Raw genomic sequence first — 12,229 nt, forward strand, 5'->3', positions numbered from 1 at the left:
GATGGACATCAGAGAAATGGTGGCATCTATTACAAAAGAGATTCTGCTATCGATGAATACAGAGAAGAAAAAAGACGCGCCTCGTGTCCTGTATGTCTTTTGCGACAGCCAGGCACATGAGGCGTATACCGATCATTTCATCCAACTGAAAAATCACGGCATCTGCCACGACATCCTCTTCCTGGACGGGGAAACCTCTTCCTGGCTGGGGATGCACAAGATCGAATGTGGAGGAGCAGGCAAAATCATCACTGCTGATGAATACGCTCCGGCTCCGCTTGAAGTGCCGAAAGATTATGTCGGTATCGTCATTCCAGAGATTGATCTGGACAATGCAGGCCGAATCGCTGCTGGGCTAAAGGGAACAATTAAAGCGGAGATCGTTTTTGCTGCCCTGGTGACAGGCAAATTCGTCATTGCAGGCTCCGATGTTCCTGGTATCAAGCGCGCAGACCGTCGTACGCTGCAAACATTGACGCTGCCACCAGCTTACGAAAAGCTGTTCCAACGTCATGTCGAAGCGATGAAAGAGCTGGGCGTAGAGTTCGCAGAACAAAGACGTCTGGCAGATCGCGTTGTTTCCAAGCTGAAAGCACAGCTGCAAAAGGATGAGACCAAGCCAGAGCAGCCAGCTCTGACCGCTCTTGATGAGGCGGAAGCAGTCTTTTCCGGGAAGCTGTTGACTGCAGATTGGATTAAATCGCAGCCAGAGCTTAAAGATACGATCCTGCACGTGAAAAAAGGAGCGATCGTCTCTCCACTGGCTTTTGACAGCATGAGAGAACGCCGCATTACCGTCAGCTATATGGGAAAAGGGTGATCGCATGTTTTTGGGAAAAGTGATCGGCAGCGTGTGGGCTACACAAAAGGAAACAGGCATGGAAAATCTGAAATTAATGGTTGTCCAGCCGATTGACTGGCGTGGTGAGGAAGGCGGACAAACTGTTATCGCAGCAGACCGGATTGGGGCAGGAATTGGCGAGCAGGTTATTGTCTCCCGAGGAACACCTGCCCGTATCCTTTTCACCGGAAATAGCGTACCAATAGACGCGATCATCGTAGGAATTGTGGATTCGTTTGAGGTGCCGGGAGCTGCAGGAGGAGAGGGATAAAGATGGAACAGGAACGTTCACGAGTCATACAGGAATTTGTTCCGGGCAAACAGGTAACATTGGCTCATGTGATTGCCAACCCTGACCAAATGCTCTACACCAAGCTCGGAATCAAGGAAGCCGGGGCAATCGGAATTCTGACCCTGACCCCAACAGAGACAGCCATTATCGCGGCTGATATCGCGACCAAGGCAGCAGGTGTCGAGCTCGGCTTTCTTGACCGGTTTACAGGATCTCTGATTGTTGTAGGCGACGTGTCCGCAGTGGAGATGGCTGTAGAGGCAGTCAACACGGTCTTGAGTGAAAAATTACGCTTTACTCCGGCTTTGGTGACGAAATCATGACCGGGCGTGTAATGATAATCGGCGCCATCGAAGCAGGCAAGTCTTCTCTGGTCAAGGCGTTGTTTAATGACGAACAGCCAGCCAGGAAGACCCAGGCGTTGGAATATCGGGATTGGGTGATTGATACTCCAGGAGAGTACAGTGAAAACCCGATGTTTTATCGAACGCTGATGGCGACTTCTCTGGAGGCAGAGCTTATTGTGATGGTGCAGGATGCCACACGCGAGCGCAACTATTTTCCCCCAGGGTTTTCGCAAGGGTTTCCCCAACCGTGTGTAGGGGTGATCACCAAGATGGATCATCCCGATGCCAATATAGAGAGGGCAGAAGGATTTTTGCGCCAATCGCTCGGCAACGGGAACATTTTTCGGACTTCCTCTTACACGAGTGAAGGGGTACCGGAATTACGTGCCTATTTACAAGAAATTGTTAATCAATAAACCTCTATCCGCCATGGCCAGTCTGTGAGAAAATGAGGTCAGTATCTATTTCAAGCAGGTGAAAAGAGGTTCACATGCATGCAATCTATACGAGAACTGTGCATTGCTGCCACAACATTGAGTGAGGACGATATTCGGATCATTGAAGATCTGGCTGCCAAATTGCAGATTTTTGCTGATCTGTCGCAAGCCGATATGTTTATCGACTGCCCGACGATTGACCGTAGCTCAGCGCTTGTCATCGCGCAGGCAACGCCATCTACAGCTCGTTCGATGTATAGTGGATCGGTCGTTGGGCAACTGGCGACAGCGGTCAACGAGCCTGCGGTCATGTACTGCCTGACAACAGGCAAGCCAGTGATCGGATCACGCGGAGTATCACAGGAGCAAGTCGTGATGCGGCAGAGCGTCGTTCCTATCATAAATGCAGCGGGAGAAACGATTGGTACGTTGATAACGGAGCAGGATATTTCCAAGCAAGTGGAGCAGGAGAGAAATGTGGAAATGCTCAAGGAAACCACTGAGCATTTAAGCGAGACGCTGATCCAATTTGCTGCTCCAGATATGCCGATTTCATCCCTTTTGCATGAAGGCATGATTTTGTTTGATCAAAACGGGATGATTACGTACGCTAATGTACGTGCGCACAAGCTTTTGTCTCTGATCGGCTTTGAACTACCTGAAAAGGGAGAGAGCATTGAGCGGATTTTTTCCTGGCGTGTTTCCCCGGAGAATTTTGTCAGACACGGGGGTTACATTCAGGATGAGCTGTCACGAGGAAAGCATTTTATCATGATGAAAGCGGTTTCGTCCGCACGCAAGCCAGACATCATCGGGGGAATCATTCTCCTGAGAGATATATCAGATATTCGTGAAAAAGAAAAGCAGCTGATGATCAAATCGGCTGTTATCAAAGAAATTCACCATCGCGTGAAGAATAATTTACAAACCATCTCCAGCTTGCTGCGACTGCAGATGCGGCGCTCGCAATCGACGGAGATTGAAAAGGTATACCGGGAAAGCATCAATCGGATTAACAGCATCGCCATCATACATGAGTATTTGGCACAAGATGGTCTGGAACAGATTGATTTCAAAGAGATAATCACCAAAATATCGAAAATTATCGTCTCCTCCATGAGACGTTCTGAGCAAGCTATACAAGTAGTAGTGTCGGGCGAATCGGTTTACTTGCCGTCAAACAAGGCGACATCGTTTGCCCTGATTGTTACCGAATTGATTCAAAACTGCATGATCCATGGGTTTCGCAATCTGCACGAAGGCAAAATCTCCATCGTGCTCGTCTCCAAGGAAGACTTCGTCAGCCTCTCCGTTACTGATGATGGCATTGGCATCGAGGACATGGAACTGATCTTGAAAAAAGGCCATCTGGGATTGAAAATCGTGGATACGCTGGTCAAGGAAGACCTGGAAGGCACGATGCATTTCCGCAATACAGGAAACGGTACAGAGGTTACCATTCTCTATCCGATCCAAAAGGGGGATGAAGATGACGCAGCCGAAGATTATGGTCGTTGATGATGAGCCGATCATCCGCATGGATTTGCGCGAGATGCTCGAAAACGAAGGATATCAGGTCATTGCCGAGGCGAAGAACGGGGAAGAGGCGGTTTCACTCGCCCATCGTCACAAGCCCGATCTTATTATCATGGATGTGAAAATGCCTGTCTTGAATGGGATCAAGGCAAGCAGCATCATTCGTTCCTTTTCCGACAGCTCGATCCTGCTTTTGACTGCATACAGTCAGAAGGAGCTGGTGCAGGATGCCAGAAAGGCTGGAGTGACCGCGTATCTGGTAAAGCCCGTATCTGAGGATGATCTGATTCCCGCAGTTGAAATCGCCTTGAGCCAGAAGGAAAAAGTAGTATCGCTCAAGAAGGATATCAGCGATTTGAAGCAAAAAATTGAGGATCGCAAATCAGTGGAAAAGGCAAAAGGTAAGCTGATGACCGCTCTTTCCATGGAAGAAGATGCTGCTTATAAATGGCTCCAGCAAGTAAGCATGCAACGGCGCATGCCACTTGTAAAGCTGGCAGAGGAAATCCTCTCAGGCGAGCACGAGCTTTTGCCTTAGGTTGCATAGGTAACCGTTTTACAATTCGATCGGAAATGACAAGTGGATAGCACGAATAAGCAAAGGCGCTTGAGTCAGACCGGAAGCGAGGAACCGGCTGTTCAAGCGTTTTTTCTCGTACTCCCCCGTCAGGCACGCCAATGGTTCAAGGAGGTTCATATGGATGAACAGTGGATCCAAAGCGTTGGAATAGATGTCGGAACCAGTACCACCAAAATGATTGTGAGTCGATTGCGACTGGGACGGATGTCCAGCACCTTCTCGCTGCCCCGTTATCAGATTGTAGAAAGGCAGCTGCTATACGCAAGTGCTGTCCATTCTACACCGCTGCTTGGATTTGACGAGATCGACGCAGAAGGCATCGGCGAGATCTTGCGCCGCGAGTATGAAACGGCACAGATCAGTCTTTCTTCCATCAAGTCAGGCGCGGTTATTATTACCGGGGAAACAGCGAGTAAAAAGAACGCTCAGCATATCGTTCATTTGCTGGCAGAGCGATCCGGTGATTTTGTCGTAGCGACAGCAGGTGCCGATTTGGAGGGTGTGCTGGCGGGTAAGGGTGCGGGTGCGGAAAAGCGTTCCCAAACGCTTCAAGGAACGATTGTTAACGTTGATATCGGAGGCGGAACCGCGAATGCCGCGTACTTTGCGAGAGGCAGAGCGATTGCGACCGTTACGTTTCATGTTGGTGGACGACTGGTACGTCTCGATCCTCAAGGCGTAGTTCAATATGTTTCTCCGAATATTGCGCAGTGGCTGTCTGCCAAAGGGCTGCGTATCCAGACCGGGCAAGCAATCGGATTTGAACAGATCAAGGAATTTGCCGAACAAATGGCAAGAAGTATGCTGGACTATTTGACGGGCAAGGAGCGGCAGGTATCCGGGCTGTTAGTGCTAGGCCCGCATTTGCGTGATGCTTTTCCAGTCGATGAACTCACTGTTTCTGGCGGGGTTGGGCAGCTCATGACAGCTGGCCCCGTAAATAGTATCGCTGATGTTAGCCGATATGGAGATTTTGGCCCGCTCCTCGGCTACGTCCTCCAGCAGGAGCGGGAAAAGGGAGCCTACCCGGTCCGATGGCTTGATCCCGAGCAGACAGTAAGAGCGACAGTAATTGGTGCAGGGATGCAAAGCACAGAGATTAGTGGATCAACAGTCCATATCAAACCAGAGCTTTTGCCGATCAAGAACATTCCGATTCTCAAGCTGGAACTGACGGCAGAGCAATTGACGGACCCTGGGAAATTGCACAAAGAAGTAGCAGCGGTGTATGGCATGGGAGAGCGTCTGTTTGAAAAGACGGCAGGAATTCCGTTTGCCTTGGCGATTTCGGGTATTGGCTACTGCTCTTATGCCCTGCTTCAGACCATCGCACAGGAGCTGGCCGATCAATACCGACAGGCATTTACCGAGAGCAAGACCATGGTAGTCATTTGTGAAACGGATATGGCAAAAGCGCTTGGTCAGGCATTGGCGCTCAGATGCAAAGGAGCACCGGAGATTATTTGCATCGATCAGGTGCGTGTAGAATATGGCGATTACATCGACCTTGGCGAACCTATTTCGGGAACGATTATTCCGGTCGTGGTAAAAACGCTCGCTTTCGATGAAAGGCCGTAACGTAAGAAGGGGTGGACGCGATGAACACGAAAACGACTGTGCTTGGACAGACCTATCAATTCCGTGATTTAAAAGAAATTTTTGCGAAAGCGAATGAAGACAAATCGGGTGATCAGCTGGCAGGTATTGCAGCTGCGGATTCGAGAGAACGTGTAGCTGCCAAGCAAGTATTAGCTGATCTCACGCTCGCAGACATTCGCAACAACCCGATGCTTCCGCCAGAAGAGGATGAGGTTTCCCGGGTAATTGAAGCAGGCATCAACGAAAAGATTTATAACGAAATCAAAAACTGGAGCGTTGCCGAGCTGCGTGAGTACATTTTGAGTCACAAAGCTGGCGACAGCGAAATCAAGCGCATCAGCAGAGGCTTGTCCAGTGAAATGATTGCAGCTACTGCAAAGCTCATGAGCAACCTGGACCTGATCACAGCAGCAGCCAAGATTCGCAACATTACGCATTGCAATACAGCAATTGGTCAGCAAGGGGTACTCGCAGCACGTGTGCAGCCAAACCATCCTTCTGACAATGTTCAGGGCATCAAAGCTGCTTTGTACGAAGGACTCAGCTACGGTATTGGCGATGCCGTTATCGGGATCAACCCGGTTATTGATACAGCGGATAGCGTCAAGGACATTTTGACAATGACCAAAGACGTGATGAACAAATTCGATATTCCAACGCAAAACTGTGTACTGGCTCACGTATCTACCCAAATGAGGGCGATTCGTCAGGGCGCACCAGCAGACTTGATCTTCCAAAGCTTGGCGGGTAGCGAAAAAGGGAACAATGCCTTCGGTATCGACGTTGCGCTGTTGGATGAGGCGGATGAGCTGATGCGCAAGGAAGGCACCTCTTATGGGCCGAACTTCTGGTATTTCGAGACAGGCCAAGGCTCGGAGCTTTCTTCTGAGGCGCATTATGGCATGGACCAGCTGACGATGGAAGCGCGTTGCTACGGTTTGGCTCGCAAGTATAACCCGTTTATCGTCAATACGGTAGTTGGCTTCATCGGACCTGAATATTTGTACGACAGCCGTCAGGTTATCCGTGCTGGACTGGAAGACCATTACATGGGCAAGCTGCATGGACTACCGATGGGCTGTGACGTGTGCTATACGAATCACATGAAGGTCGATCAGAACGACATGGACAATCTCGGCATCCTGCTTTCGGCAGCAGGCGTAAACTTCGTGATCGGTGTAGCGATGGCAGACGACGTCATGCTGAACTATCAATCGACCAGCTTCCATGATATCGCGGCTTTCCGTGAAGTGCTTGGTCTGCGTCCAGCACCCGCTTTTGAAAAGTGGCTGGAAAAGATGGGCATCATGGAAAACGGCAAGCTGACTTCAATCGCGGGCGATCCGACAATCTTCATGTAAGAAGGGGAGGTGAAATACGGATGGATCAACAATTGGATTTTCTGGTAGACAAAGTCGTAGCTGAATTGCAAAAAAAGCTGGGTGAAATGGGACAGACGGCACCAGCCGGGACGCAAAAGACAGAAGCACCTGTTGCTCCACAAATGGTGGCGGTGCAAAAAGCCGCTTCTCCTGGTGAACGGGAGCAGCTGGCATTGCCTGTAGAACCAGAAAGAACGGCGCAAGTACCAAATCCGAAATGGCAGGAAGGACTAAATGAGCTTTTGGACAGCACCCCTGCTCGCATCGGTGTATGGCGTACTGGCGTTAGACCGCTGACCAAAACAATGCTCCAGCTGCGTCGTGACCATGCGGCTGCTGTCGATGCCGTATATGGTGAGGTTAGTCAGTCATTGCTTGACGAATTCTCGATGTTCACAGTAGAAACGCAATATGACAATACCGAAAATTATTTGAAGCGCCCGGACATGGGACGCATCCTCAACGAAGAAGGTGTGCGTCTGCTCCAAGAGCGCTGCCAAAAGAAGCCACAGGTACAGATCGTTGTCTCAGATGGACTCAGTGCCAGTGCAGTGGACGCAAACCTGCGCGACGTGCTTCCATCCTTGATTGACTCTCTCAAAAGCTACGGATTGACTTGCGGTACACCGTTTTTCGTCAAAGGCGGACGCGTAGCGAGTATGGACCATATCGGAGAGCTGCTGCAGCCTGAGGTATTGGTGCTTTTGATTGGGGAACGTCCAGGCTTGGTAACGGCACATTCCATGAGTGCGTATATGTGCTATCGCCCGCGTAAAGGGATGGTGGAGTCAGAGCGGACAGTAATCTCCAACATCCACCGTCAAGGGACGTCTCCTATTGAGGCAGGAGCCCATATCGGTACCATCCTCTCCAAAATGCTGGAGCAAAAGGCAAGCGGAGTGAAGCTGGTCTTGTAAGATTGGGAAAATCGTGAGGAGGAATCATCATGACCTTTCGTAGAAAAAAAGTAGCGGTGATTGGTAGTGGTTTTACAGGAGCTACAACTGCTTTTATCCTGGCAGAAAAAGAACTGGCTGACATCGTACTCGTAGACATTCCACAGCTGGAGAACCCAACCAAAGGGAAGGCTCTCGACATGATGGAGTCTGCCCCTGTACTCGGCTTTGATTCTACCATCACGGGAACTTCCGATTACAAAGATATCGAAGGCTCCGATATTGTCATCATCACGGCTGGTATTGCACGCAAGCCAGGCATGTCCCGCGACGACCTGGTAGCGACTAACGCGGCGATCATGCGCTCGGTAGCGGAGCAAGTAAAAACGTATGCACCACAGTCTACGGTACTGATTCTCTCCAACCCGGTTGATGCGATGACGTACACGTTTTTCAAAACATCTGGCTTCCCGAAAAACCGCGTAATCGGTCAATCCGGTGTGCTCGATACTGCTCGTTTCCGTACCTTCGTGGCGATGGAGCTGAATGTATCGGTTGAGGATGTAAGCGGATTTGTACTGGGTGGACACGGTGACGATATGGTGCCGCTTCTGCGTTATTCCTACGCAGGCGGAATCCCGCTGGATAAGCTGATCCCACAAGAACGTCTGGATGCAATCGTAGAGAGAACACGCAAGGGCGGCGGAGAGATCGTCAGTCTGCTCGGCAACGGCTCTGCTTACTATGCGCCAGCAGCTGGCCTGGTCCAGATGGCAGAAGCGATTCTGAAGGACAAGAAGCGCATCCTTCCGTCCATTGCTTATCTCCAAGGCGAATACGGCTACAACGACCTCTACCTGGGCGTACCGACGCTGCTTGGTGCAAACGGCATCGAGAAGGTCATTGAGCTGGATCTGACAGCAGCGGAAAAAGTAGCTTTGGATAAATCGGCTGATTCCGTACGTGCGGTTTTGAAAGTGGCCATGCAATAATTCAAAAGAAAGCCTCGCCAGGAACATGTGGCGAGGCTTTTATTTAATTATCGGATTCCAGCAGTTGTTTGCCCAAGGGTGTTACCAGGCCATCCATAGTGGTGGTGTTCTTCTCCCTATGGTAGGCGGCAAGCTGCTGCTCATCTTTTTGAGTGGCCCACTTTTGCAGGGTCATCCGTTCTCCTGAATACGAGTAGAAAGGAACGCTGTAGCCACAGGATGTTTTTACAGCATCCACATCGACAGTGATGATTTGTCTGGCGCCAGGCAAAGGTTCAAAATGTTGAAACAGCTCTTCCCATTCAGGCATGCTCGGAAGGATCACGCGCCCTGTTCCATAGAGCCGCATAATCATCGGAGGTCCTTCGAAAGCCATAAACATAAGCGTGATGCGTCCATTCTCTTCCAGATGCGCACTTGTCTCATTGCCGCTGCCTGTTAGATCCAGATAAGCAACATGCGTAGGAGAAAAAATACGCAGAACATCATAGCCTTTTGGCGAGATGTTCACATGTCCATCCTCCTGCAAAGGGGAGGAACCGACGAAAAAAATACGTTGCTGCTTAATAAAGGCTTCATGCTCGGGAAGTATGGATGAAAACAATTTTCCCATACTAAACACCTCTCAATTTTTCGAAGTGGTTGAAGCATCGGACACTTTTTATTTATGGTATCACAGCGCTCAGATGGAAGAAAACAAGAAAACCGCCCAATTGCAGTTGGACGGTTCTTTCGTTACGGTCGCGCTTGTTATTTTGCCAGAAGCTCAGGCTCCATTTTGCCGAGCTTGATGGTCATCTCGTTTGGAATCCACATTCCTGTGTTTTCGTCGCGGCCTTGGAGCACGACAGAAGGAGTAGCTTTCCCTAATTGCTCAGCAGCTTTCATCGCTTGCTGTCCGATTTTGCCGCCTTTGACACGGTTGATGACCAGAGCGAGCTGTACACTTTTCAGCTCCGTCATCATTTCGAAGTCACCATTGCTGTCCCCAGCGATGAGAATTGGACCATGTCCATACTTTTTCTCCAGTATGGATTGGATGACTTCTGTCTTGCCATGACCGACAGTGAATGGGTAGTTCGGTTGGTATTTGTTTTGGATTACGCCATCCTTCGTTTCCAAGCGCATGCCAATGATGTTTTCAGTAGGCAGGTTGTAGCCGTATTTTGGCAGGGTAGCGAAGACGCGTACGACATCCTCCAGGGATGCAGATACAACATACACGTCAATTCCATTTGCGCGAAGGGTATTCATCAGGTTGGCTACCTCAGAAGTCAGGCGCAGCCCGGTCGTATGGGAAGCTGTAATGACACCTGCTTTTCCTGTCAAAGCTTTCGGGCTTGTCCAGCTCACCTTTTGAATCGCCATGCCAAGACTTGCATCATTGGAGACTTCTGCGAGCTTGTGCACGTCATCAATTGTCATGTTCGTAAAAAGGTAGAGTACCCATGGATAGCCTACTGCGTTGCTGTGCGTATCGTTGATCGCCTCGTAGAGGAAATACAGCTTCGCGCGGAAATCGGCAAACTGCTCCGTTGCAGTTACTTCTTCCAACGATTTTGTCCCTTTGAGACCTTTATAGTTTTGATACAGGTAGGTGTAATCCGCTACCAGATCCGTTGCAATCGCATCGAGTGTGACAGGCTTGCCATCCGCATTATGATAGCCCTCCGAAAAAGGACCCTCTGGTACATTGGTGCGGATTGCTTTGCCGAATTCCTCTGGTGTCAGCTTGTAGGCGAGATGATGGATTTGATAAACAAAGAGTGCTTCCTGGGTGTCGTGCATGATGCTTGTATTGTCCCAGTCAAAAACGGCATACGGCTTTTTCGCCGCTTTGTAGGAAGGGCTGTTTACCCCGTTTTTATCGATGAGCTCTTGTATAGCTTTGTAGGTTGCCGGTGCCCATTTCCCCTTGTCGAGCACCTGTGCAGTAGTAGCGGCGTTGGCTGGCATGGCTGCCTGTGTGGCGAACAGCGCCAGGATAAGCAGCAGGCTTACCCACCAAAAGTGGCGCTTGGCTTGAATGTGTGACATTGTGTCATCCCCTTTTTCTCTACGAAATTCATTGACAGATTTTCTCTTTTTGTAAACGCTCTCATTTTCGTCTGGAAAAAAGCCCGGTAATGCAAAAAGGGGCTCATTCCACGCAAAAAATCACCTCTGCGCAGAAAAAGACCCCATCGTCTTCTTCTATGTATTTGTTATTTCCATCATAACCGTTTTGTGTATAAAATCAAGAAAATTTCGTTAAATAGTTCTTTGGCAGGAGTACTGATTTAAATAACGAAAGAAGAAATGCGAGTAAGAAAAGGTGGATATAATCAAGATAAGTGGCACGCTTATCAATTCCTATACGTTAAAAAAGGATGATGAATCGTGAAATTGATAGAAACAAGCAAAGGGATTTTGACCAATTGTATGGCTCTGAAAGCGGGAGAGACTTTTCTGGTTGTAGCGGACGAGCCAAAGCGTGAGCTCGGAGAAGCGCTCTGGGAGGCTGGCAAGCAGCTCGGTGCAGAGGCAGTGCTGATGATCATGCAGGAGCGAGAAAAGTCTGGCCAGGAGCCTCCTGTGGCTGTTGCAGAAGCCATGAAGCAATCTGATGTAGTCATTTGCGCAACTGAGCATTCCTTGACTCATACAAAGGCACGCAAGGAGGCAGCGGCAAACGGAACAAGACTGGCTACGATGCCTGGGATTACCGCGGATATGTTTCTGGAAGGCGCGATCTCGGCAGACTACGCGCAGGTCAAAGTCTTGACCGAGCAAGTTACGGAAATGCTGACAAAGGCTAGCACCGTGCGTATCGAAAAGGCAGGGAAGTCACTCCACTTTTCGATCGCAGGCCGCAATGGTGTACCGAGTACAGGCATGTATGTAAACCCGGGAGAATCGGGAAACCTGCCATCAGGGGAAGCCTATATTGCACCAGTAGAGGGACATGCTAACGGGCAAATTCTCGTAGATGGCTCGATCTCTGGCATTGGCAAAATCGATACGCCGTTGTTGTTAACACTTGAAAATGGACGTATTACAAATGCTGAGGGGGCATCTGCCGAGCGTCTGCTGCAAATTTTGGGCGATCAGGACGGACGCATGCTTGGTGAATTCGGCATCGGCACCAACGACAAGGCGCGTATTACGGGAGTTGTTCTTGAGGATGAAAAGGTGTATGGTACGATTCACGTAGCATTTGGAAGCAATAATACATTTGGTGGAACCATCGTGGCAGGAGTCCATATTGACCTGGTTGTGAAGGAGCCAGACGTGTACCTCGACGATCACTTAATCATGAAAAGCGGGCAGCTTTTGAGCAAGTAATTC

Annotated in this window: 13 protein-coding genes; 11 read left to right on the forward strand and 2 right to left on the reverse strand. The window is 49.7% G+C overall.

Annotation, left to right across the window (positions count from 1 at the left end; translation table 11 throughout):
* Position 1 precedes the first annotated feature (1 nt).
* The 10 genes from ADS79_RS23290 (at position 2) to mdh (ending at position 8,902) form a co-directional block, all read left to right on the forward strand.
* On the forward strand, positions 2-820 hold the full coding sequence (locus ADS79_RS23290) for a hypothetical protein (RefSeq protein ID WP_049740730.1): 819 nt from the start codon (positions 2-4) through the stop codon (positions 818-820).
* A gap of 4 nt (positions 821-824) precedes the next feature.
* The gene (locus tag ADS79_RS23295; RefSeq protein WP_049740731.1) at positions 825-1,112 is read left to right on the forward strand and encodes a EutN/CcmL family microcompartment protein; all 288 of its coding nucleotides are present in this window, start codon (positions 825-827) and stop codon (positions 1,110-1,112) included.
* A gap of 2 nt (positions 1,113-1,114) precedes the next feature.
* The gene (gene eutS, locus ADS79_RS23300) at positions 1,115-1,456 is read left to right on the forward strand and encodes an ethanolamine utilization microcompartment protein EutS (RefSeq protein ID WP_049740732.1); all 342 of its coding nucleotides are present in this window, start codon (positions 1,115-1,117) and stop codon (positions 1,454-1,456) included.
* Positions 1,453-1,896 (forward strand): EutP/PduV family microcompartment system protein, encoded by a 444-nt coding sequence (locus ADS79_RS23305; protein WP_049740733.1) that lies wholly within the window; start codon positions 1,453-1,455, stop codon positions 1,894-1,896. Before eutS ends, ADS79_RS23305 begins: the two co-directional genes overlap by 4 nt.
* Positions 1,897-1,974: 78 nt before the next feature.
* Complete coding sequence (locus tag ADS79_RS23310) at positions 1,975-3,435, forward strand: sensor histidine kinase (RefSeq protein WP_049740734.1); 1,461 nt, start codon at positions 1,975-1,977, stop codon at positions 3,433-3,435.
* Positions 3,401-3,991: an ANTAR domain-containing response regulator gene (locus ADS79_RS23315; RefSeq protein ID WP_446661161.1), complete on the forward strand. Its 591-nt coding sequence runs from the start codon at positions 3,401-3,403 to the stop codon at positions 3,989-3,991. The genes ADS79_RS23310 and ADS79_RS23315 overlap by 35 nt, the downstream gene beginning before the upstream one ends.
* 159 nt (positions 3,992-4,150) lie before the next feature.
* Positions 4,151-5,611, forward strand: a complete 1,461-nt coding sequence (locus tag ADS79_RS23320; RefSeq protein WP_049740736.1) for an ethanolamine ammonia-lyase reactivating factor EutA — start codon at positions 4,151-4,153, stop codon at positions 5,609-5,611.
* Positions 5,612-5,631: 20 nt separating this feature from the next.
* Positions 5,632-6,993, forward strand: coding sequence for an ethanolamine ammonia-lyase subunit EutB (locus ADS79_RS23325; protein ID WP_049740737.1), 1,362 nt, complete (start codon positions 5,632-5,634; stop codon positions 6,991-6,993).
* A 20-nt stretch (positions 6,994-7,013) separates the two neighbouring features.
* The gene (eutC, locus tag ADS79_RS23330) at positions 7,014-7,931 is read left to right on the forward strand and encodes an ethanolamine ammonia-lyase subunit EutC (protein ID WP_049740738.1); all 918 of its coding nucleotides are present in this window, start codon (positions 7,014-7,016) and stop codon (positions 7,929-7,931) included.
* 29 nt (positions 7,932-7,960) lie between these two features.
* A complete protein-coding gene (mdh, locus tag ADS79_RS23335; protein ID WP_049740739.1) occupies positions 7,961-8,902 on the forward strand; it encodes a malate dehydrogenase in 942 nt (313 codons plus the stop codon).
* A gap of 43 nt (positions 8,903-8,945) precedes the next feature.
* Here mdh and ADS79_RS23340 read toward each other — a convergent pair whose 3' ends face one another.
* Both ADS79_RS23340 and ADS79_RS23345 read right to left on the reverse strand, forming a co-directional pair.
* Positions 8,946-9,515, reverse strand: coding sequence for a pyridoxamine 5'-phosphate oxidase family protein (locus tag ADS79_RS23340; RefSeq protein WP_049740740.1), 570 nt, complete (start codon positions 9,513-9,515; stop codon positions 8,946-8,948).
* Positions 9,516-9,652: 137 nt separating this feature from the next.
* Positions 9,653-10,939: a haloacid dehalogenase-like hydrolase gene (locus ADS79_RS23345; RefSeq protein WP_049740741.1), complete on the reverse strand. Its 1,287-nt coding sequence runs from the start codon at positions 10,937-10,939 to the stop codon at positions 9,653-9,655.
* Between the two features lie 342 nt (positions 10,940-11,281).
* Here ADS79_RS23345 and ADS79_RS23350 point away from each other — a divergent pair, with 342 nt between their 5' ends.
* Entirely contained in the window at positions 11,282-12,226 is a 945-nt protein-coding gene (locus ADS79_RS23350; RefSeq protein WP_049740742.1) for an aminopeptidase, read from the forward strand.
* Positions 12,227-12,229 lie beyond the last annotated feature (3 nt).

This window comes from Brevibacillus reuszeri, from assembly GCF_001187725.1.
Taxonomy (GTDB): Bacteria; Bacillota; Bacilli; order Brevibacillales; family Brevibacillaceae; genus Brevibacillus; species Brevibacillus reuszeri.